This window comes from Pseudomonas sp. NC02 (assembly GCF_002874965.1).
Lineage (GTDB): Bacteria > Pseudomonadota > Gammaproteobacteria > Pseudomonadales > Pseudomonadaceae > Aquipseudomonas.
The window spans coordinates 5,451,330-5,471,586 of record NZ_CP025624.1 but is presented as its reverse complement, the minus strand read 5'-3'; the positions used below and the strand labels follow the sequence as shown (position 1 = coordinate 5,471,586).

Annotated in this window: 18 protein-coding genes and 1 pseudogene; 8 read left to right on the top strand and 11 right to left on the bottom strand. The window is 61.1% G+C overall.

Annotation, left to right across the window (positions count from 1 at the left end):
* Window positions 1–106 precede the first annotated feature (106 nt).
* Window positions 107–1,630 carry a fumarate hydratase gene (locus tag C0058_RS25690; RefSeq protein ID WP_003214142.1) on the bottom strand — a complete coding sequence of 508 codons (1,524 nt, stop codon included), beginning with the start codon at window positions 1,628–1,630 and terminating at the stop codon, window positions 107–109.
* A 216-nt stretch (window positions 1,631–1,846) separates the two neighbouring features.
* Here C0058_RS25690 and C0058_RS25685 point away from each other — a divergent pair, with 216 nt between their 5' ends.
* Window positions 1,847–2,779 carry an iron-sulfur-binding ferredoxin reductase gene (locus C0058_RS25685; protein WP_102369795.1) on the top strand — a complete coding sequence of 311 codons (933 nt, stop codon included), beginning with the start codon at window positions 1,847–1,849 and terminating at the stop codon, window positions 2,777–2,779.
* 30 nt (window positions 2,780–2,809) lie between these two features.
* Complete coding sequence (locus tag C0058_RS25680) at window positions 2,810–3,559, top strand: enoyl-CoA hydratase-related protein (RefSeq protein ID WP_003214147.1); 750 nt, start codon at window positions 2,810–2,812, stop codon at window positions 3,557–3,559.
* Window positions 3,560–3,758: 199 nt separating this feature from the next.
* Here the strand turns inward: C0058_RS25680 and pyk are convergent, their stop codons facing one another.
* Entirely contained in the window at window positions 3,759–5,210 is a 1,452-nt protein-coding gene (gene pyk, locus C0058_RS25670) for a pyruvate kinase (protein ID WP_003214149.1), read from the bottom strand.
* 175 nt (window positions 5,211–5,385) lie between these two features.
* Between pyk and C0058_RS25665 the strand changes: the two genes are divergently transcribed.
* Entirely contained in the window at window positions 5,386–5,760 is a 375-nt protein-coding gene (locus tag C0058_RS25665) for a tol-pal system YbgF family protein (RefSeq protein WP_003214151.1), read from the top strand.
* A 226-nt stretch (window positions 5,761–5,986) separates the two neighbouring features.
* Entirely contained in the window at window positions 5,987–6,346 is a 360-nt protein-coding gene (locus C0058_RS25660; RefSeq protein WP_008432342.1) for a PilZ domain-containing protein, read from the top strand.
* A gap of 16 nt (window positions 6,347–6,362) precedes the next feature.
* Here C0058_RS25660 and C0058_RS25655 read toward each other — a convergent pair whose 3' ends face one another.
* From C0058_RS25655 to C0058_RS25630, 6 genes are read right to left on the bottom strand one after another with little or no spacing between them, the layout of a single operon-like run.
* Complete coding sequence (locus tag C0058_RS25655; RefSeq protein ID WP_102369793.1) at window positions 6,363–7,694, bottom strand: DUF58 domain-containing protein; 1,332 nt, start codon at window positions 7,692–7,694, stop codon at window positions 6,363–6,365.
* Window positions 7,695–7,701: 7 nt separating this feature from the next.
* Complete coding sequence (locus C0058_RS25650; RefSeq protein ID WP_102369792.1) at window positions 7,702–8,682, bottom strand: MoxR family ATPase; 981 nt, start codon at window positions 8,680–8,682, stop codon at window positions 7,702–7,704.
* Window positions 8,679–9,836, bottom strand: a complete 1,158-nt coding sequence (locus tag C0058_RS25645) for a DUF4350 domain-containing protein (RefSeq protein WP_102369791.1) — start codon at window positions 9,834–9,836, stop codon at window positions 8,679–8,681. Before C0058_RS25645 ends, C0058_RS25650 begins: the two co-directional genes overlap by 4 nt.
* Window positions 9,833–11,362, bottom strand: a complete 1,530-nt coding sequence (locus tag C0058_RS25640) for a DUF4129 domain-containing protein (RefSeq protein WP_102369790.1) — start codon at window positions 11,360–11,362, stop codon at window positions 9,833–9,835. The genes C0058_RS25645 and C0058_RS25640 overlap by 4 nt, the downstream gene beginning before the upstream one ends.
* Window positions 11,349–12,329 carry a stage II sporulation protein M gene (locus C0058_RS25635; RefSeq protein WP_087694641.1) on the bottom strand — a complete coding sequence of 327 codons (981 nt, stop codon included), beginning with the start codon at window positions 12,327–12,329 and terminating at the stop codon, window positions 11,349–11,351. The genes C0058_RS25640 and C0058_RS25635 overlap by 14 nt, the downstream gene beginning before the upstream one ends.
* On the bottom strand, window positions 12,326–13,018 hold the full coding sequence (locus tag C0058_RS25630; protein ID WP_003214165.1) for an RDD family protein: 693 nt from the start codon (window positions 13,016–13,018) through the stop codon (window positions 12,326–12,328). Before C0058_RS25630 ends, C0058_RS25635 begins: the two co-directional genes overlap by 4 nt.
* A 189-nt stretch (window positions 13,019–13,207) precedes the next feature.
* Here C0058_RS25630 and sbcB point away from each other — a divergent pair, with 189 nt between their 5' ends.
* Window positions 13,208–14,635, top strand: a complete 1,428-nt coding sequence (gene sbcB, locus C0058_RS25625; RefSeq protein WP_003214166.1) for an exodeoxyribonuclease I — start codon at window positions 13,208–13,210, stop codon at window positions 14,633–14,635.
* A 90-nt stretch (window positions 14,636–14,725) separates the two neighbouring features.
* Here the strand turns inward: sbcB and mvaT are convergent, their stop codons facing one another.
* Window positions 14,726–15,100 carry a histone-like nucleoid-structuring protein MvaT gene (mvaT, locus tag C0058_RS25620; RefSeq protein WP_003209760.1) on the bottom strand — a complete coding sequence of 125 codons (375 nt, stop codon included), beginning with the start codon at window positions 15,098–15,100 and terminating at the stop codon, window positions 14,726–14,728.
* Window positions 15,101–15,449: 349 nt separating this feature from the next.
* On the opposite strand from mvaT, the gene purU reads away from it, so the two are divergent.
* Together purU and C0058_RS25610 are read left to right on the top strand one after the other, a co-directional pair.
* Window positions 15,450–16,298 carry a formyltetrahydrofolate deformylase gene (gene purU, locus C0058_RS25615; protein WP_003209762.1) on the top strand — a complete coding sequence of 283 codons (849 nt, stop codon included), beginning with the start codon at window positions 15,450–15,452 and terminating at the stop codon, window positions 16,296–16,298.
* An 84-nt stretch (window positions 16,299–16,382) separates the two neighbouring features.
* Window positions 16,383–16,583, top strand: a complete 201-nt coding sequence (locus C0058_RS25610; protein WP_102370299.1) for a hypothetical protein — start codon at window positions 16,383–16,385, stop codon at window positions 16,581–16,583.
* A gap of 10 nt (window positions 16,584–16,593) precedes the next feature.
* Here C0058_RS25610 and C0058_RS33320 read toward each other — a convergent pair whose 3' ends face one another.
* Together C0058_RS33320 and C0058_RS33315 are read right to left on the bottom strand one after the other, a co-directional pair.
* Complete coding sequence (locus C0058_RS33320; RefSeq protein WP_371132408.1) at window positions 16,594–17,358, bottom strand: methyl-accepting chemotaxis protein; 765 nt, start codon at window positions 17,356–17,358, stop codon at window positions 16,594–16,596.
* 93 nt (window positions 17,359–17,451) lie between these two features.
* Window positions 17,452–18,483: pseudogene (locus tag C0058_RS33315) on the bottom strand (cache domain-containing protein); the annotation flags it as partial.
* A gap of 196 nt (window positions 18,484–18,679) precedes the next feature.
* Here C0058_RS33315 and C0058_RS25600 point away from each other — a divergent pair.
* Window positions 18,680–20,158: a helicase HerA-like domain-containing protein gene (locus C0058_RS25600; RefSeq protein ID WP_008432355.1), complete on the top strand. Its 1,479-nt coding sequence runs from the start codon at window positions 18,680–18,682 to the stop codon at window positions 20,156–20,158.
* Window positions 20,159–20,257: the final 99 nt, after the last annotated feature.

The following is a 20,257-nucleotide window of genomic DNA, read 5'->3' as shown; positions in this document are numbered from 1 at the left end:
GCGCTGCGCACTGGAGCGGGAGCAAGCTCCCTCGCCACAGTGAGAGGTGCATGAAACAAAAAAAGGCGACCGTAGTGGTCGCCTTTTATCCTTGCAGGGGAAATGCTTACTGCACTTCAACCGCCAGGCTTTCACTGATCTTTTTCTGCCAGATGGCAGGACCGGTGATGTGTACCGACTCGCCCTTGCTATCAACGGCAACGGTGACCGGCATGTCTTTCACGTCGAACTCGTAGATCGCTTCCATGCCCAGCTCGGCGAACGCCACGACGCGGGATTTCTTGATGGCCTGGGCCACCAGGTAAGCCGCGCCGCCCACTGCCATCAGGTAAACCGCCTTGTGGTCCTTGATCGCTTCGATAGCGGTCGGGCCGCGCTCGGATTTGCCGATCATGCCCAACAGGCCGGTTTGCTCGAGGATCTGGCGGGTGAACTTGTCCATCCGCGTGGCGGTGGTCGGACCGGCAGGCCCCACCACTTCTTCGCGCACCGGATCAACCGGGCCGACGTAGTAGATGAAGCGACCCTTGAGGTCCACCGGCAGGGTTTCGCCCTTGTTCAGCATCTCGACCATGCGCTTGTGCGCGGCGTCGCGACCGGTGAGCATCTTGCCGTTGAGCAACACGGTTTCGCCCGGCTTCCAGCTCTGCACGTCTTCCGGGGTCAGGGTGTCGAGGTTGACGCGACGGGCCGACGGGCCGGCTTCCCAGACGATTTCCGGGTAGGCGTCCAGCGGTGGCGCTTCGAGCGATGCAGGGCCCGAACCGTCGAGCACGAAGTGCGCGTGACGGGTGGCGGCGCAGTTGGGGATCATGCACACCGGCAGCGAAGCCGCGTGGGTCGGGTAGTCCATGATTTTCACGTCGAGCACGGTGGTCAGGCCACCCAGGCCCTGGGCGCCGATGCCCAGTTGGTTGACCTTCTCGAACAGCTCCAGGCGCATCTCTTCGATACGGTTGGACGGGCCGCGCTTCTTCAGCTCGTGGATGTCGATGGATTCCATCAACACTTCCTTGGCCATTACCGCGGCTTTCTCGGCGGTGCCGCCGATGCCGATGCCAAGCATGCCCGGTGGGCACCAGCCGGCGCCCATGGTCGGAACGGTCTTGAGCACCCAGTCGACGATCGAGTCGGACGGGTTGAGCATGGCCATTTTCGACTTGTTCTCGGAACCACCGCCCTTGGCGGCCACGTCCACTTCCACGGTGTTACCCGGGACGATGGAGTAGTGGATCACGGCAGGGGTGTTGTCCTTGGTGTTTTTACGCGCACCGGCCGGGTCGGCGAGGATCGAAGCCCGCAGGACGTTTTCCGGCAGGTTGTAGGCCTGGCGCACGCCTTGGTTGATCATGTCGTCCAGGCTCATGGTGGCGCCATCCCAGCGCACGTCCATGCCTACACGTACAAATACGGTGACAATCCCGGTGTCCTGGCAGATCGGGCGGTGGCCGGTGGCACACATGCGCGAGTTGATCAGGATCTGAGCCATGGAGTCACGGGCCGCTGGCGATTCTTCGCGCAGGTAGGCCTCGTGCATCGCCTGGATGAAGTCAACGGGATGGTAGTAGGAAATGAATTGCAGGGCGTCGGCAACGCTCTGAATCAGGTCGTCTTGCTTGATCACGGTCATGAGTCGCGCTCCTCTATAAGGGAACATTCAATAAAGGTGGCGTCAGTGTTGCATCGGTCGGCTGAAGCCACCTTTCCAAGGCACGCCAAAGTGGTGCAGGCGCGACGCTAAAAAGGCGCGGCAGTATAACCCGCCACGGTGGCCGATACACCCGACTATGGTCAAACTCTACCGGGCGTGATTCCCTGTAGACGCCTTTTTGATCCGAGACCCTTGATGCCTGAACTTCACGTCGGTGAACGCCACTGGTCGGTAGCCGCCGGCAGCAACCTGCTGGATGCCCTGAACCAGGCGGGCGTGGCCGTGCCTTATAGTTGCCGCGCCGGCAGCTGCCATGCCTGCCTGGTGCGTTGCCAGGGTGATATCCAGGACAACCAGCCGGATGCCCTGAGCCCGGCGCAGCGCCAGGATGGCTGGCGCCTGGCGTGCCAGTGCCAGGTCGCAGGTGACTTGCAGGTCGAAGCCTTCGACCCGCTGCGTGACGGGTTGCCGGCGACGGTGCTGAGCGTCGATTGGTTGAACCCGAGTGTACTGCGCCTGCGGCTGCAACCCGAACGCGGCTTGCGCTACCGGGCGGGGCAGCATCTGGTGTTGTGGGCCGGCAGCGTTGCGCGGCCTTATTCATTGGCCAGCCTGCCCCAGGAAGATCCGTTTCTCGAATTTCACATCGATTGCCGCCTGCCCGGCGAATTCAGCGACGCCGCCCGCCAATTCAAGGCCGGTGACAGCCTGCGCCTGGGCGAATTGCGGGGCGGCGCGTTGCAGTACGACCCCGACTGGCAATCGCGGCCGCTCTGGCTGCTGGCCTCGGGCACCGGACTCGGCCCGCTATGGGGCGTGTTGCGCGAGGCCTTGCGCCAGGATCACCAGGGCGCCATCCGGGTCATTCACCTGGCCCATGACGCGGGCGGTCATTACCTCGCCGGGCCATTGGCCCAGCTGGCTGGTGCGCATCCGAACGTGACCGTTGAGCTATGGACAGCGGCTGAGGTGACGCAGGCGTTGGCGCAACTGCGGCTTGTTTCCCGGCAAACTCTGGCTTTACTCTGCGGGCACCCGGCCAGTGTCGAGGCCTTTTCCAAGCGCCTGTTCCTGGCCGGACTGCCGCGCAATCAACTGCTGGCCGATGTGTTCCTGCCCCGTGGTTGAGCGCTGAATTTCCCAGCCGCGAGATTTGTCATGACCGATGCCATCCTGCAGCAACGCGAACGCGGGTTGCTGATTTTGCAGCTCAATCGCCCGGACAAGAAAAATGCCCTGACCCGCGCCATGTACAGCCAATTGGCCGAGGCGCTGGAGCAGGCGGATGCCGATACCAGCGTGAATGCCGTGCTGATCCAGGGCAGCAGCGAGTGCTTCACCGCCGGTAACGATATTGGCGACTTCCTCGAACAACCGCCGGCGGATCTCGACAGCCCGGTCTTCAATTTCATGCGCAGCTTGCTCAACTGCCGCAAGCCGGTGATTGCGGCGGTGGCGGGCGTGGCGGTGGGAATTGGCACGACGCTGCTGCTGCATTGTGACCTGGTGTATGTCAGCCGGGATGCACGGTTGCGCATGCCGTTCGTCAACCTGGGGCTGTGTCCGGAGTTTGGGTCCAGCTTGATCCTCCCGCGCTTGCTGGGGCATGCCAAGGCGGCGGAGTTGCTGCTGTTGGGTGAAGGGTTTACCGGCGAACAGGCTGCCGCCTGGGGCATTGCCACCGAGGCATTGGGCAGCGGTGAATCGGCCCTGGCCAAGGCACGGGAAATTGCTGGACGGTTTGAGACCCTGGCGCCGGGCGCGGTGCAAGTCAGCAAGCATCTGATGAAAAGCGTTGATCGCGAGCAGTTGCGCAAGGTGATCGAGGAGGAGGGGGCGTTGTTTACCCAGAGGTTGAAGTCGCCGGAGGCGATTGCGGCGTTGTCGGGGTTTATCACTCGGAGATGAATGAGCGTTGACTGGTCGGCCGTCTTCGCGAGCAAGCCCGCTCCCACATTCGACCGTGTTTCTTCAGGATGTACGCGATCAAATGTGGGAGCGGGCTTGCTCGCGAATAGGCCAGTAAAGCCAACACACAAGCCAATTTGCAATGCAAAAAGCCCCGCCATTCACATGGCGGGGCTTTTGTTTTTCAGCGAGCGGTCACTCAGACCATTGGGTCGCCAACGTGCAGGATCTTCATGCCGTTGGTGCCGCCGATGGTGTGGTAGCTGTCACCCTTGGTCAGGATGACCCAGTCGCCTTTCTCCACGACGCCGCGCTTGAGCAACTCGTCGATCGCGGCCTGGCTGACTTGCTCAGGCGGCAGCGATGCCGGGTCGAACGGTACGGTGTAGACGCCGCGGAACATGGCCGCACGGGCCTGGGTTTCGCGGTGCGGGGAGAACGCGTAGATCGGGATCGAGGAACGGATGCGCGACATGATCAACGGCGTGTAGCCACTTTCGGTCAGGGCGATGATCGCTTTCACCCCCGGGAAGTGGTTGGCGGTGTACATGGCCGCCAGGGCGATGCTCTGGTCGCAGCTTTCGAAGACCTTGCCGATACGGTGGCTGGAGGTCTTGCTGGTCGGGTGCTTTTCAGCGCCGACGCAGATGCGTGCCATGGCCTGCACGGCTTCCAGCGGGTACGGGCCAGCCGCACTTTCAGCTGAAAGCATCACGGCGTCGGTGTAGTCGAGCACGGCGTTGGCCACGTCGGACACTTCGGCACGGGTTGGCATCGGGTTCTGGATCATCGACTCCATCATCTGGGTCGCAACGATCACCGCCTTGTTGTGGCGACGTGCGTGCAGGATGATTTTCTTCTGGATACCGATCAGCTCGGCGTCACCGATTTCCACACCCAGGTCGCCACGGGCAACCATCACGGCGTCGGAAGCCTTGATCAGGCCGTCGAGGGTTTCGTCATCGGCTACGGCTTCGGCGCGTTCGATCTTCGCCACCAGCCAGGCAGTGCCGCCGGCTTCGTCGCGCAGTTTACGGGCGTATTCCATGTCGGCGGCGTCGCGCGGGAAGGATACCGCGAGGTAGTCCACTTCCATTTCGGCGGCGAGCTTGATGTCGGCCTTGTCTTTTTCAGTCAGGGCCGGGGCAGTCAGGCCACCGCCGCGACGGTTGATGCCTTTGTGGTCCGACAGCGGGCCGCCGATGATCACGGTGCAATTCAGTTCGGTCGGGGTGGCGGTGTCGACGCGCATTACCACACGACCGTCGTCCAGCAGCAGTTCGTCGCCCACGCCGCAGTCTTTCACCAGGTCCGGGTAGTCGATACCCACGACTTGCTGGTTGCCTTCGGTCAGGGGATGGCTGGTGGAGAAGGTGAACTGGTCACCGATCTTCAGCTCGATCCGCTTGTTGGCAAATTTGGCGATACGGATTTTCGGGCCTTGCAGGTCACCCAGCAACGCCACGAAGCGGCCATGCTTGGCGGCCAGGTCACGCACCAGCTTGGCGCGAGCCTTGTGCTCGTCCGGGGTGCCGTGGGAGAAGTTCAGACGGGCAACGTCCAGGCCAGCCAGAATCAGCTGTTCGAGGACTTCCGGCGAGTTACTGGCCGGGCCAAGGGTGGCGACGATTTTGGTACGACGGACGGACATGCACGGACTCCTGAGTTCAAGCGCTGGGGAAGGCTACTATGCTCTTTGGTTGTAGTCATTGTTCGTTTGCACTACTTATCGATGATTCGCTTGTTTTCACTCTGCATGAACAGATGAACAACCTTGAAGATTTTCGATGAAGGGTCGATACACTGCACAAGACAGGAGAACCCCCATGCGAATCGTGATCATTGCTGCCCTGGCCGTCAGTGTTGTCGGCTGCACCCGTTGGTCGATGGACCATCATTTGAACAATGCGTACCGCGCCTACGGTGTGGGCGATTGCCAGCGGGTCACCCTTGAGTTGTCCCAGGTCGACCGTGAAAGCCGTTCCCGGCGCTACGTGCAACCGGAAGTCTCGATGTTGCGCGGGCAGTGCCTGGAGCGCGAGAAGCTGTTTGTCGATGCGGCGCAAACCTATCAGTTCATCATCAGCCAGTACCCGGCGAGCGAGTACGCATTCCGTGCCCGTGCCCGTTTGGATACCCTGCAGCAACTGGGGCATTACCCCGGCGCGAGCGTTGCTCAGCCGCGGCCGGCGTCGTTGTGATGATATTTGTCATGCCATAGCTGGCTCGTTGCCAGTCTTGGGCTAATCTTTGAATGTCAGTTTGTATAAGTTTCTATTCAAACGGATGGCGTTCCCGGATTTGGCAGCTGTAAAAGTGGCAACCCGTTTGCGGTTGTCGCACCGATATCCGGGGAGAGCGGGCCTTCAGGCTCGTTTCGAATCACTGGAGCGGCCACATATATGGCTATTGGATGGCGACCTCATCATGTTTACTCACCGACGGATCGAGCGGCATCAGTTACCTTGCTTCCTTCAAGTGTTCAACCGCCTGACGGACAAGCCAATCGGCTATCTGGGCAATGTTTCCGAGCAGGGCCTGATGTTGATCAGCCAGTTACCCATGATGGTCGATGTGGAGTTCGAGCTGCGCTTGAAGATCCCCGGGCCTGAGGGTGAGGTGCAGGCGGTAGACCTCACGGCCACCTGCCTGTGGTGTCATGAGGATATAAACCCCCAGCATTACGATTCCGGGTTCAGCATATCCCAGGCCCCTGCCGAATATGGGGAGGTGATCAGCGCGCTGCTGGATTACTTCAGCTTTGATCCGTTGCAGGCCTCTGCCTAGGTGCTGCATCCGGCGTTCATAGCGCGCCGGCTTTTTTCCAGCCCAGGTAGCGGGTCACCAGGGCGGCACCCAGGTCCGAAGGCAGTGTGTCCAGTACCGACAGCCCGTGGGCGTTCAAGCGGTCGTGGAGTTCGTCCCGGGTGTTGAGATAGTCGACATTCCCGCAATAGGCCAGGGCTTCGGGCAGGGTTTGCACGGGGGCCTGGCGCAACTGGTCAAGGACCTCCTCCCGCAGGCTGGCAACCAGTACCCGATGCTGGCGACTGAGGCGTTTAACGGCGCTCAGCAATTCTTCATCATCCTCATCGCGCAAATTGGTCACTACGATCACTAACGAACGGCGTTTCTGTCGAGCCAGCAGTTGGTTGGCGGCTGCCTGGTAATCGGCGGTACGCCGGGAAGTGTCCAGGTCATATACCGCATTCAGCAGCAGGTTGAGCTGGCCGCTGCCCTTGACAGGGGCCAGGTAGCGCGGCTGGTCGCAGGCAAACGTGCAGAGCCCCACGGCATCACCTTGGCGCAGGGCGACATAGCTGAGCAGCAGGCAAGCGTTGAGGGCGTGGTCGAAGTGCGACAATTCGGCGTCCTGGCTGCGCATGCGCCGGCCACAATCGAGCATGAACATGATCTGCTGGTCGCGCTCGTCCTGGTACTCCCTGGCAATGGGCGTGCGTTGCCGGGCGGTGGCTTTCCAGTCGATCTGGCGCAGGCTGTCACCTTCGCGAAACTCACGCAGCTGGTGAAACTCCAGGCCCAGCCCACGCCGTTGCCGCTGGCGTACGCCCAGCTGGTTGAGCCAGTTGTCCACCGCCAGCAACTGCGCGCCATACAGGCGTGCGAAGTCCGGGTAGACCCGGGTGGCGTCGCTGACGTCGATCAGGCGCCGGGCCGACCATAGCCCCAGGGCGCTGGGCAGATGCACTTCACAGCGGGTAAAGCTGAAATGCCCGCGCCTTTGGGGCCTTAGCCGATAACCCAGTTCACTGTGCTCGCCGGGCCGCAGTTCGATGGACTGCGGCAGGTCCTCCACCGCCAGGCCGTCAGGCACATGATCGAATACCTGGACCGCCAACGGCTGGGGATAATCGTGCTCCAGGCTTACCCGCACTTCCCCCCAGCGCCCCAGTGCCAGGCTGCCGGGCATCTGCCGTCGCACGCGCGGGGACGGCCGGCGGCGCAGGCGGCTGGCATCCAGCAGGGCCAGCAGCAACAGGGCCAGCAGCAGGCCCCACGTCACTGAGTGCAGGGCGTCTGGCACCTTGACCTGTAGCGCCACCAGTGCGCCGAGCAGGATACTCAGGCCCAGCAGTACACCGAGCCAGGTCAACAGCAGGCGGGTTGGTCTCATGGGCGTCTCATTGGCGTGGCGCCGGGACCTGGTCCAGCAATTGCCGGAGCACCTGGTCGACTTCCAACCCGTCGATATCCAGCTCCGGGGCAATACGCACCCGATGGCGCAACACTGCCAGGGCGCAGCCCTTGATGTCGTCCGGGGTCACGAACTCGCCCCCGCGCAGCAAGGCCCGCGCCCGTGCACCGCGAACCAGGGCGATGGAGGCCCGGGGCCCGGCGCCGATGGTCAGGCCCGGCCAACTGCGCGTAGTGCGGGCCAAGCGCACGGCGTAGTCGAGCACCTGCTCATCCAGCGCCAACTCGCTGGCAATCTGTTGCAACAGCAGCACGTCTTCGGCTTGCAGCACCGTGCGCAGCGGCTGTACGTCGAGCATGTCGGCTCGGGACGAGCGGGTGACTTCGCGCACCATGTCCAGTTCCTGCCGTGCCTCGGGATAGTCCATGCGCACCTTGAGCATGAAACGGTCCAGTTCGGCTTCGGGCAACGGGTAAGTACCTTCCTGCTCGATGGGGTTCTGGGTGGCCAGTACCATGAACGGCTGGCCGATGGGCAGCGCCTCGCCTTCAAGGGTTACCTGGCGTTCCTGCATGGCTTCCAGCAACGCTGCCTGGGTTTTCGCCGGGGCACGGTTGATCTCGTCAGCCAACAGCAGGTTGGTGAACAACGGTCCCTTGCGCAGCTTGAACTGTTCGGTATGCAGGTCGTATACGGCATGGCCGGTCACGTCGCTGGGCATCAGGTCCGGGGTGAACTGGATGCGCGCGAACTCGCCTCCAAAACAGCGTGCCAGCGCGCGTACCAGCAAGGTCTTGCCCAGGCCGGGAACCCCCTCAAGCAACACATGGCCGCCCGCGATCAACGCCGTGAGCACGTCATCGATCACCGGGTCCTGACCGATAACCGCCTTGCGCAGTTCGACGCGCAAGGCCTGGGCCAGTTGGCTGGCGCGCTGAATCGGGTCAGTGGCGGGAAATTCGCTCATAGGGCATTCCTGAGGGTTTGCAGGCAGGCCACCTGGCGGCTGAAATCGGCGCTGGAGAGCCGTTTCGTCGCAGGTGGGCCAAGGGCCTGGCTGATAACAAGGGAGGGTTGGCGGGTCAGGCGTTCAAGCACCCGCAATTGTTCGGCTGTATCGAGGTGTTCGAACCCGGGATGACGGCGCCGAGCGGTGCGCTGGATGTCGCGCTGCAAAGCTTGCAGCAAGCTGTCTTGCCCGCTGCGGCGCAACAGGAAGTCGGCACTGGCGTTCAAGTGTTCCTGCAATTGCCGCCGTGCCTTGGGCGCCGGTTGCCGGATCGGACCCTGGCGCAGGCTGGCGTGCCAGAGGCCCAGGGCGATCAGTGCGGCAAGTGCCACCAGTGCCTGGGGGAAGTAGCGCAACAACAGGCTGAACAGGTCCTCGACATCAGTGTTGAATAGCAGTGTGACCTGGGTGCCCTGGCTCAGGTACCAGAGCAGCCACGCGTTATCGTGCAGGCCGATGCCCGGGTTTTTCCACAGGTCGCTGTCGGTGACCACGGTCACACGCCCTTGCCCGAGGTTGACCTGCATCAGGTGCGTCGACCGGGCGCTGTTGGCCGAGAATTGTGCCAGGTGCCTGGGGTCGGTGAGGTTGAAGTCGGTGTCGAAGCTGAAATAGGCCGGCGCTGTTTCGTTGTCCACATAGAGTTTGGTCAGGTCCGGCGTTTTCTTTTTACGCGCGGGTGCCGGAGCGTCGAATTCTTCACTGAAGGATTGGTGTATCTGCACACGATCCAGCAACAGGTCGCCACTTTCACCGGTGTCCTCATCCCACAGCGCTTCGGCTACCAGCAGCAGATGGCCGCCAGCCCGGGTCCACTGCAGCAATTGATCAACCTGGGGCGGGCTCATGTTGCTGCGCTCGCCCAGCAACAGCAGGCTGTTGCCCTTGGGCGAAAGGCTGGCCAGCCGTTCGAGGCTGTTGGCATGTTCCACCACCAGGCCCTGCTGGCGCAGAAAGTGTTCAGCTGCCAGGTAGGGGTTGGCCAGGGCTTCGGGTGAAGGGCCGCGATCGACCACTTCCTGATAAGGAATCGCCTTGTGCCAGGCATAAAAACCGCCGGCTGCCAGCAAGCCCGCGACCAGCAGCCCGACCCACAGCAACGGCCGGTTCATTGCGCCGCTCCCGAACCGAACAGGGTTCGCCAATCGCTGCATAGCTGTTGTTGCGCCAAGGCAGGCGGCAGGCGATGGCCATAGGCAAGGTTTTGCCAGTAACGGGTCAGCTCACCGCTGAATGCCAGCAGCTGCGGTTGTTGCAGTTGGCGGATACGTTCCAGGACTTCACCTTCCGTGTCGGCACTTTTCAGCGGCAGGTTGAAGTCGTGCAGCAAGCGGCTGAGCAACCCACGGTAGAGCAGGCCGAGGGCTTCCCGGGGCTGTGTTGCCCACAGCTGTTCGGCGGCGTCTGCGATGTCTTCGGGCAAGGTGTCAGCCCCCAGTTCAAGGCCGAACAGCTGCGAAGGCACGGGTTTGGCAGCCTTGGGTTTGCGCGGGCTGCGGCGGCTGACAAAGGCATGCAGCCAGTCGCGGTAGCGCCAGATCACCAGTGCCAGGCCACCTGCCAGCAATCCCCAGAGCAGTACTTCAAGGCCCTTGGCGATGTGCTTGAACGAATCACTGTTGAGGTTTTTCAGCAATGATTCCAGCCAGGCTGGCAGCTTGGCATCACCTGCCGCTTTGTTTTTGTCGGCTGCTTTATCCTCGCCGAAGCGGTAGCGAGTGAGCGTTTCCGGGTTCTTGAACGGTGGCTGCTCCAACAGCGTCTTGATCGAGTGACTGGCCGATTGTGTAGTCAGCGGCGTTTGGGGAACCGGTTCATCAGCCCATGCCGATGGGATCGGCGGAATCAGCGTCAGCCCGGCCACCAGCAACAGCAGCGACGCCACACCGCTCAGGCGCTGGCGCATTCGGCGGAACACCAGTTCCAGGTCCCAGGCTTCCAGCACCGTGCGGCGGTTCAGGTAAAGGCTGAAGCCACAGGCGACATAGATCGGCTCCCAGAACACCAGGATCAAGGCGTAGAACATGTTGGTCAGGTGCTCCAGCCAACGCCAGTCGTGGCCGGCGGTGAGCACCAGTTGCTGCCAATCCCAGTCGCGTTCGACCTCTTGCGGCAGGAAGAAATAGAACACGGCCATCAACCCGAACCACAGGGCGATTTCCAGGTGCACCCCGATCAGGGTCAGCCAGCGCGCGGCGCCTGCGTTGCGCTGCTGCAACACCCCGAGACGTTGTTGGCGCGCCTGGCCTTGCAGCCCTTCGAGCTGGACCACCGGCATCTCGAAGCTACGGCTGAGGCTGAAGCGCCGCCAGGTCAGGCTGGCCAGCAGTTGGCCCTTGAGCAGCCGCGGCGATTGGCGCAGCGCTTGTTTCAGGCTGGGTGTTTCGCCGAACAGGGCCTTGGACAGGATATACAGTGGCAGGCGGTCGAAGGCGGGTTTCAACCACCAGAACAGCAACAGCGCCGTGGTGGGGTGATTCCACAGCAGCACGCTGAACAGGGCGAAGACCGGCAAGGTCACGATGGCCCAACTGCTCATCAACAGCAGTCGATGTTCCCGGGCCAGCAGGATGCCGAGGTCCATGGCCTCCCAGGAGGTACGCGGGCGGATCACGACGCTGGCATCACTCAGGCGCATGGCGATTCCGTCCGGCAAACAGCAGGTAGGCCGCCATCAGCAACCACAGGGCGGTGCCGACCAGGTACTTGACCCACGGCGCCACGGCATTGGTGGACGACCAGTACGCCTCGATAAACGCGGCGATCAGCAGGAACACCATCACACCACAAATCATTTGCACACTTTTGCGCGCGGCCAGGCGCAGGGATTCGCCTCTGGTGAGGGGCCCCGGTGCAATCAGCGCCCAGCCCAGTTGCAGGCCAGCCGCGCCAGCCAGGGCAATTGCGCTGAGCTCGAAGGCGCCATGGCCGATGACAAATGACCAGAACGTTTGCCCGTAGCCGATTTGCGTCAGGTGCCCGGCAACGGCGCCAATGATCAGGCCATTGAAGAACAGGAAAAATACGCTGCCCAGGCCGAACAGCAACCCGGCGGCAAAGGTCTGGAAGGCGATACCGATGTTGTGCATCACGTAGTAGCCGAACATCATCCAGTCTTCGCTGGAAGCGCGCTCGGCTGCCCGGCCCAGGCGGCTGGCATCGGGGTTGTACATGGACTGCATCTCGGCCACCTGCCGAGGGCTGACGATGCTGTAGATCAAGTCCGGAAACAGGTACACCAGCAAGGCAATGCCGAGCAGGCTGCCAAAGAACAGCAGGCCGGCAGCCAGCACAAATGGCCATTGCGCGCGAACCAGCCTGGGGAAATCGGCCAGCAGGAAGCTCAGCACGTTTGCCCCCATCCGGCTGCGATGACGATACAACTGTTGATGGCCGCGCAAGGCAAGCTGCTGCAACGGGTCCACCAGGTAGCTGCTGTAGCCGCGCTCCTGGGCCAGGGCCAGGTGCTGGCACAACTGCCGGTATTGATGAGGGAAGTCGACGAAGTCGGCGCCTTTGGCTTTGCCTTTCTCCAACTGCGTCAACTGCTCGGCAAAGGCTTGCCATTGTGGCTGATGACGGCTTTCGAAAAGACTCTGTTTCATGCTGGCCCCAACAATCCGCGGGCCACACCGTTGAGTTCTGCCACGGCGCGGGCAGGGGAGACCTGCAGGGGCGTGGCCAGGATAGCGGCCAGTTCGTTGACCCGTTCGGCCGACAGTTCGCCCTGGCGTTCGGCGAAGCTGAGAATCGCCCGTTGTTCGTTCAGCTCAAGGGCGAACGGCAGGCGCAGCGCCGGGGCCTGGGGCACTTGCGGGCGGGAAAGCGGTTGTTCGCGGTAGATCACCAGGGTCCCGGCCGCCAGGTCGCCCAGGCGCTTGAAGTTGGGGTGTTGCAGGCAACTGATGGCGCCGAGGAAATAGCCGAAGGGCAGCATGTCGACAAAACGCAGCAGGTTACGGATCAGCGAGGCGGACCAGCCGATGGGCGTGCCGTCGTCCTGTACCACCCGCAGGCCCATGACCTGCTTGCCGGGCGAGCAGCCCTGGTTGAGCACTTCGAAAAGCACCATGTACCACCAACTGACGAGGAACAGCAGCAGCGAACCCAGGCCAATGCCCAGGTTGCCGAGAAAGGCCAATGCGATAAACAGGATGCCGAGAATCAGGCCGCGCAAACCCAGGTCGAAGGCAAAGGCCAGTGAGCGTACCAGCAGGCCGGCCGGGCGCAGGGGCAGGTCGATACCCTCCGGGGTCTCGATCTGGTAGCGGGTATCCAGTGGCGCAGGTGGCATCGCGGTCCTTGGCAGTGCGGCGCTGGCGCCTGGGCGGCAGCGGCGGGGTTGGAAAGACCGATGCTAGCAGTGTCGACGGTGGAAGCAACCACTCAACGATTTACTGAATGTTTGTACAGGGAAGACAGCGCTGGCCCCCGATGCCTGCAAGCGCCTAGACTTTGCCGGTCTTCAGCACAGGAATAGCCCGTGACCACCATTTTCTGGTACGACTATGAAACCACCGGCATCAATCCGCGTACCGACCGCCCGCTGCAGGTAGCCGGTATTCGCACCGACCTCGAGCTTAACGAGGTCGGGCCGCCGGTCAATCTCTACTGCCACCCCAGCGACGATATCCTGCCGCATCCGGCAGCGTGCGCGATCACTGGCATCACTCCCGGCGTGCTGGCGGAAAAAGGCCTGGCCGAAGCCGACTTCATGACCCGGGTGCACGCCGAGCTGGCCACCCCGGGCACTTGCGGGGCCGGCTACAACACCTTGCGTTTTGACGATGAGATGACGCGCTACAGCTTGTACCGCAATTTCTTCGATCCCTATGCCCGGGAATGGCAGGGCGGCAACAGCCGCTGGGACCTGATCGACGTGGTGCGCACTGCCTACGCCCTGCGCCCTGACGGGATCGTCTGGCCGGAACAGGACGGGCGCGTCACCCTCAAGCTTGAGCGCTTGACGGCCGCCAACGGCATCGACCACGGCCAGGCCCACGACGCCTTGTCCGATGTGCGCGCCACCATCGCCCTGGCCCGGTTGATCCGCGAGAAGCAACCCAAGCTCTATGACTGGCTGTTTCAACTGCGTAGCAAACAACGGGTCATGGACCAGGTGCGGTTGTTGCAGCCGATGGTGCATATTTCCGGTCGTTTTTCTGCCGAGCGTCATTACCTGGGGGTGGTGCTGCCGCTGGCGTGGCACCCGCGCAATCGCAATGCATTGATCGTCTGCGACCTGGGTCTCGATCCGCAAGGGCTGTTGGACGAGGACGCCGATACCTTGCGCCGGCGCTTATATACTCGCCGCGACGAACTGGCCGAAGGTGAGTTGCCGGTACCGCTCAAGTTGCTGCACATCAATCGTTGCCCGGTGGTCGCACCGTTGAGCGTGCTTCGGCCGCAAGACCGCGAGCGTTTGCAGCTGGATATGGATGAGTGTGATGCGCGGGCCCTGCGGCTAAGCGACGCACAGGAACTATGGCGCGATAAACTGGCGGCGATTTACGCCGAGGAAGATTTTGCGCCAAGCGCCGATCCCGAGCAGCAGCTATACGATGGTTTTATCGGGGATCGTGATCGACGTTTATGTGAGCAAGTGAGAGTCGCCGAGCCGGCGCAACTAGCGCGCCAGCAATGGCCTTTCGATGATGAACGTTTGCCTGAATTATTATTTCGCTATCGTGCACGCAACTTTCCAGACACCTTGAATAGTGAAGAGCAACAACGCTGGAGAGTTTTCTGTCAGCAACGTTTGTCAGACCCTCAATGGGGCGCGCCAAACACCCTTGAGGGTTTTAAGCAGGCGTGTCTTGAGTTGGCTGTTAGTGCCACACCGTTTCAGCGCCAGGTGCTTGATGAATGGCAGGAGTATGTTGATGCCTTAGCGACTCGAATGAGTCTGTAATCAGCTTCCCGGTAAAATACGGACAATAAAAAACGCCAGCAAGCTGGCGTTTTTTATTGCGTTGCGTATCACGCAGCGTCCTGGCGAGGCTTAGCCCAGCAGGGTAGCCCAGCCTTCAACCACGTCGCCGCCCCACTTGGCTTTCCACTCTTTCAGAGTCTTGTGGTTGCCACCTTTGGTTTCAATCACTTCGCCGTTGTGCGGGTTTTTGTATTGTTTAACCTTGCGTGCACGCTTGGTGCCGGTAGCTTTTACGGCGCCACGTGGAGCCTTAACTTTCGAATCCGGATCCAGCAGCGCGATGATGTCACGCAGGGATTTGGAGTATTCGCCCATCAGGGTGCGCAATTTGCCTTCGAATTCCAGCTCGGTTTGCAGTTTGTCGTCTTGGGACAGGTTCTTCAAACGGGCTTGCAGCTCTTTGATAGCTTCTTCGGTGGCGCGATATTCGTTGATCAGGGACATGGGGACTACCTTATGCAGGGCGCTGGGTGAAAGGGGATAGTGGCTCAATAATAGTCAGACAGTTTGCCCAAGTAAACATTTAAGACCGCATTTATGTAATTTACTTTGGTTGTTTGTGGCAAAAGCGTGGAATTGAGTTAATTAGTAAGGGGGATGGCCTAAAGATACTCTGGTTAAGTCTTGGCTTACTGCCGGAGTCCACGCGTTTGCACACATAGTGGGGAAAAACCTTACGCTATTAAGGGGCAGGGTTGACGCAGCCGATCAGAATAAGCGTTGAGGAATACTGCAGTTTTTCTGCGCAATCGCTAGAATGGCGGCCTTTGCGAAGTTCTGGAGTTTCCCCCTAATGCGCACTTTTCGGCTGGTGATTGCTTGCCCGGACCGGGTTGGCATCGTTGCCAAGGTCAGTAACTTTCTGGCTTCCCACAACGGTTGGATCACCGAAGCGAGCCATCACTCGGACAATCTCAGCGGCTGGTTTTTCATGCGTCACGAAATTCGTGCCGATACGCTGCCCTTTGGTCTAGAGGCATTTCGCGAGGCATTTGCGCCGATCGCTGAAGAGTTCTCGATGACCTGGCGCATCACCGACACGGAACAGAAAAAACGCGTGGTCCTGATGGCCAGTCGTGAGTCCCACTGCCTGGCAGACCTGCTGCACCGCTGGCACAGCGATGAACTGGACTGCGAGATCTCCTGCGTGATCTCCAATCACGACGACCTGCGCAGCATGGTCGAGTGGCATGGCATTCCGTACTACCACGTCCCGGTCAACCCGCAGGACAAGGAGCCGGCCTTTGCCGAGGTCTCGCGCCTGGTCAAGCAGCACGATGCGGACGTCGTGGTACTGGCGCGCTACATGCAGATTCTGCCGCCGGAGTTGTGCAGTGAATACGCTGGCAAGGTGATCAATATTCACCACAGTTTCCTGCCATCGTTTGTGGGTGCCAAGCCGTATCACCAGGCATCCCTGCGTGGCGTGAAGCTGATCGGTGCAACGTGCCACTACGTCACCGAAGAGTTGGACGCCGGTCCCATCATCGAGCAGGACGTGGTGCGTGTCAGCCATAGCGACAGCATCGAAGACATGGTCCGTTTTGGCCGTGACGTCGAGAAGATGGTGCTGGCTCGCGGCCTGCGCTATCACCTGGAAGACCGGGTACTGGTGCACGGCAACAAGACTGTCGTGTTCTGATTGAAGTGTTTTGATTGAAGAATGAAGGGCCTGGGCGTTAAATCGCTACAGGCCCTTTTTTTGAGCGCGGGTGAGGACTGGAGCATGAGCGATCCACTGGACAAGGCGACTTCCAAAGCCCCCGCGACGCTGGGAGAGGGTTGTTTGAGTCGATATGACCCGGATGACCTGAGCAGTGAGGACGGCACCGAGTTTCCAGGCGCCGCCGAGTTGTGGGAACAATTGCAGGACACATCCGAATTGCCTGTAGAAAAGGCGTCAGCGGCTGTGCAAGGCAGCCGCTGACCCGGCGGGATCAAATCCGGAAACTACCCACCAGTTGTTTCAAGCGCGCCGCTTGCTGTTCCAGGTCGGAACAGGCCCGCAAGGTTGATTGCAGGTTTTCCACACCTTCCTGATTGAGGGTGTTGATCTCGGTGATGTCCATGTTGATTGACTCCACCACCGAGGTCTGTTCCTCGGTAGCGGTGGCTACCGACTGGTTCATCCCGTCAATTTCGCCGATACGCTGGGTCACGCTGTTCAGGCGCTCGCCCGCCAGGTTGGCGATTTCCACACTGTCCTGGCTGTGCCGCTGGCTTTCGCTCATGGTGCTGACCGAATCCCGGGCGCCGACTTGCAGCTCCTCGATCATCTTCTGCACCTGCTGCGCCGACTCCTGGGTGCGGTGCGCCAGGTTGCGCACTTCATCGGCCACCACCGCAAAGCCGCGCCCGGCTTCCCCGGCCCGTGCGGCTTCAATCGCCGCGTTGAGGGCCAGCAGGTTGGTTTGCTGGGAAATGCTGGTGATCACTTCCAGAATCTGCCCGATGTTCACTGTCTTGCTGTTTAGCGCTTCGATATTGGTGCTGGAGGCGCTGATCATCTGCGACAACTGGTTCATCGCCTTGATATTGCGTTCCACCACTTGCTGACCGTCTTCGGCCAAGTGCCGGGCATCGCTGGCCTGGTTGGAGGCCTGTGCGGCGTTGCGGGCGATTTCCTGGGCGGCGGCCCCCAGCTCGTTGATCGCGGCCGCGACGCTGTTGGTCCGGTTGGCCTGCTCGTCGGAATTGACCATCGAGGAATTGGAGGCGCTGACCACCCGCAGGGCCACTTCATTGACCTGCTCGGTGGCCGAGGAAACTTCGCGAATCGAGGTGTGAATCCGCTCCACGAAACGATTGAAAGCGCTGCCAAGCACGCCGAATTCGTCGTGGTTCTGGATGGTCAGGCGGCGGGTCAGGTCGCCTTCACCGTCGGCGATGTCTTCCATGGCGCGGGTCATGACGTGCAGTGGCTGCAGGAGGATGCGAATCAGCATGCCCAGCAGGGCGATGATGATGACCACGGCGATGATCGTGGCGATGATCGCCGAGGTGCGGAATTCGCTGAGCATGGCGAAGGATTTATCTTTATCCACCGACAGGCCGAGGTACCAGTTCACTGAGGGCAGGCCCTTGATCGGGGTAAAGGTGACGATACGTGTCTTGCCGTTTACCTCGACTTCACTGAAGTCGCTGCTGATTCGGGGGGTGTTGTTCGGATACACGTCGGCCAGGGTTTTCATCACCAGGCTCTTGTCCGGGTGTACCAGCACTTTGCCGTCGGCACTGACCAGGAAGGCATAACCCATGCCGCCGAAGTTCAGGGCACCGATGTTGTCTACCAGGGTTTGCAGGCTCAGGTCGCCGCCCACCACGCCGACACTCTGGCCGGCCTTGCTGCTGGGGGTTGCGATGGAGATGATCAACTGGCCGGTGGCCGCGTCAATGTAGGGTTCGGTCAGGGTTGAGCCGTTGCTGCCCTGCGCGCCCTTGTACCAGGGGCGTACCCGTGGGTCGAAGCCGTCGGGCATCTTGGTATCGGGGCGGATGACGAAGCCGCCCTTGCTGTCGCCAAGGTATGTGGCCATGAACGAGGACGTCAGGGCCTTCTGTTCCAGAAGGCTGGCGACGCTGGTTGAATCCGGGTTGATGGCGATGTTCTGTGCGGCGCTTTCTATCAGCACTATGCGCCCGGTAAGCCAGGTCTGGATGTTGCTGGCAGTGACATCGCCCATTTCATGCAGGTAGTTGTTCAGGTCGTCGCGAATCGCATTACGCTGCAAGTAGTCGTTGTAGAGGGTAAACAACGCAAAGGCGGCAATGACGACAAGAGCGGCGGCAAGCAGGATTTTATGGCTGAAACGCAGATTTTTATTCATGGCTTGTGGGGTCCGCTATGGTCTTAATATCCGATGCACGTCCTTCTGGGACGCGCGGAATGGCTGCGTCAAAAAAAGTGTGATATTTCCATCTGCTCCTGCAGGAATTATCCGGCCTGTTTTTCCAAGACTTTTTGGGTCTCTCGCTTTATCTGTATCGACCATTCAGCGCCAAAGATTAACCATGGGTGACAAAATGCCTGACTCCTCGCAACTCATTATTGGTGCAGATCTTCAGGGCCAGCCGATTGCCCAGTCGATGCGCCTGGCCAACCGCCACGGCCTGATTGCAGGCGCCACCGGCACCGGCAAGACCGTGACCTTGCAGCGCCTGGCGGAAGCTTTCAGCGACGCCGGGGTCGCGGTATTTGCCGCCGATATCAAGGGTGACCTGTGTGGCCTGGGCGCTGCGGCCAACCCTCAGGGCAAGGTCGCCGAGCGCATAGCCGGCATGCCTTTCCTTAATTACACGCCCAAGGCGTATCCGGTGACGTTGTGGGATATCCACGGCCAGTCCGGTCATCCGTTGCGCACCACCATGAGTGAAATGGGCCCGCTGTTGCTCGGCAGCCTGTTGGAGCTCACCGACAGCCAGCAATCGGCCCTCTACGCAGCCTTCAAGGTGGCCGATCGTGAAGGCCTGTTACTGCTGGACCTCAAGGATCTCAAGGCGCTGCTGAACCATTTGCGCTATCACCCGGAGTTGCTCGGGGAAGACGCGGCCCTGATGACCACCGGTTCCAGCCAGGCGCTGTTGCGGCGCCTGGCGGTGCTGGAGCAGCAGGGTGCCGAAGCGTTGTTCGGCGAGCCGGCGCTGCAACTCGAAGACATCCTGCAACCGGCCAGTGACGGCCGCGGGCGTATTCATCTATTGGACGCCAGCCGGTTGGTGCATGAGGCGCCGAAGGTCTACGCGACCTTCCTGCTTTGGCTGTTGGCCGAACTGTTCGAGCAACTGCCGGAACGTGGCGATGCCGACAAGCCGCTGCTGGCGCTGTTTTTCGATGAGGCGCATCTGTTGTTTGCCGACACCCCCAAGGCCCTGCAGGATCGCCTGGAGCAAGTGGTGCGGCTGATTCGCTCGAAAGGCGTCGGTGTGTATTTCGTCACCCAGTCTCCCGGGGACTTGCCGGACACCGTGCTGGCGCAACTCGGCTTGCGCATCCAGCACGGGCTGCGGGCGTTCACCACCAAGGAGCAGAAGTCCCTGCGGGCGGTGGCCGATGGTTTCCGGCCCAATCCGGCATTTGATGCGCTGGCGGTGCTGACCGAGTTGGGTACAGGTGAGGCATTGGTGGGAACCTTGCAGGAAAAGGGGACGCCTGAAGTAGTCCAACGCGTACTGGTAGCACCGCCGCAATCGCGGATCGGGCCACTGAGCGAAGCTGAGCGGGCAGCACTGATTGCCAGTTCGCCATTGCAGGGGCGTTATGACAAGCCGATTGACCGTGAGTCGGCGTACGAAGTGCTGATGGCGCGCAAGGACTTGGGCCCGCAAGAGGATTCGACGCCCGCCGCTGAAGAGCCAAGCTTTACCGACAAGGCCGGTGCGTTCCTCGGTACTACGGCAGGCAAGGCACTGAAATCGGCGATGCAACAGGCGGCCAATCAGATGGGCCGGCAGTTGGTGCGCGGGTTACTGGGGTCTTTGTTAGGCGGCAGCAAACGTAAATAACGATGGGATCAAATGTGGGAGCGGGCTTGCTCGCGAAAGCGGTGGATCAGTCAATATATCCAGTGACTGACACGCCACCTTCGCGAGCAAGCCCGCTCC

Excerpts from the sequence above, each read along its gene's own strand:
- C0058_RS25680 (WP_003214147.1), top strand. The coding sequence starts at position 2,810 with ATGACCGATGCCATCCTGCAGCAACGCGAACGCGGGTTGCTGATTTTG.
- C0058_RS25660 (WP_008432342.1), top strand. The coding sequence starts at position 5,987 with ATGTTTACTCACCGACGGATCGAGCGGCATCAGTTACCTTGCTTCCTT.
- C0058_RS33320 (WP_371132408.1), bottom strand. The coding sequence starts at position 17,358 with ATGGTCAATTCCGACGAGCAGGCCAACCGGACCAACAGCGTCGCGGCC.
- C0058_RS25610 (WP_102370299.1), top strand. The coding sequence starts at position 16,383 with ATGAGCGATCCACTGGACAAGGCGACTTCCAAAGCCCCCGCGACGCTG.
- C0058_RS25640 (WP_102369790.1), bottom strand. The coding sequence starts at position 11,362 with ATGCGCCTGAGTGATGCCAGCGTCGTGATCCGCCCGCGTACCTCCTGG.
- purU (WP_003209762.1), top strand. The coding sequence starts at position 15,450 with ATGCGCACTTTTCGGCTGGTGATTGCTTGCCCGGACCGGGTTGGCATC.
- C0058_RS25635 (WP_087694641.1), bottom strand. The coding sequence starts at position 12,329 with ATGAAACAGAGTCTTTTCGAAAGCCGTCATCAGCCACAATGGCAAGCC.
- pyk (WP_003214149.1), bottom strand. The coding sequence starts at position 5,210 with ATGTCCGTCCGTCGTACCAAAATCGTCGCCACCCTTGGCCCGGCCAGT.
- C0058_RS25630 (WP_003214165.1), bottom strand. The coding sequence starts at position 13,018 with ATGCCACCTGCGCCACTGGATACCCGCTACCAGATCGAGACCCCGGAG.
- C0058_RS25600 (WP_008432355.1), top strand. The coding sequence starts at position 18,680 with ATGCCTGACTCCTCGCAACTCATTATTGGTGCAGATCTTCAGGGCCAG.
- C0058_RS25665 (WP_003214151.1), top strand. The coding sequence starts at position 5,386 with ATGCGAATCGTGATCATTGCTGCCCTGGCCGTCAGTGTTGTCGGCTGC.
- mvaT (WP_003209760.1), bottom strand. The coding sequence starts at position 15,100 with ATGTCCCTGATCAACGAATATCGCGCCACCGAAGAAGCTATCAAAGAG.
- C0058_RS25655 (WP_102369793.1), bottom strand. The coding sequence starts at position 7,694 with ATGAGACCAACCCGCCTGCTGTTGACCTGGCTCGGTGTACTGCTGGGC.
- C0058_RS25690 (WP_003214142.1), bottom strand. The coding sequence starts at position 1,630 with ATGACCGTGATCAAGCAAGACGACCTGATTCAGAGCGTTGCCGACGCC.
- C0058_RS25650 (WP_102369792.1), bottom strand. The coding sequence starts at position 8,682 with ATGAGCGAATTTCCCGCCACTGACCCGATTCAGCGCGCCAGCCAACTG.
- C0058_RS25685 (WP_102369795.1), top strand. The coding sequence starts at position 1,847 with ATGCCTGAACTTCACGTCGGTGAACGCCACTGGTCGGTAGCCGCCGGC.
- C0058_RS25645 (WP_102369791.1), bottom strand. The coding sequence starts at position 9,836 with ATGAACCGGCCGTTGCTGTGGGTCGGGCTGCTGGTCGCGGGCTTGCTG.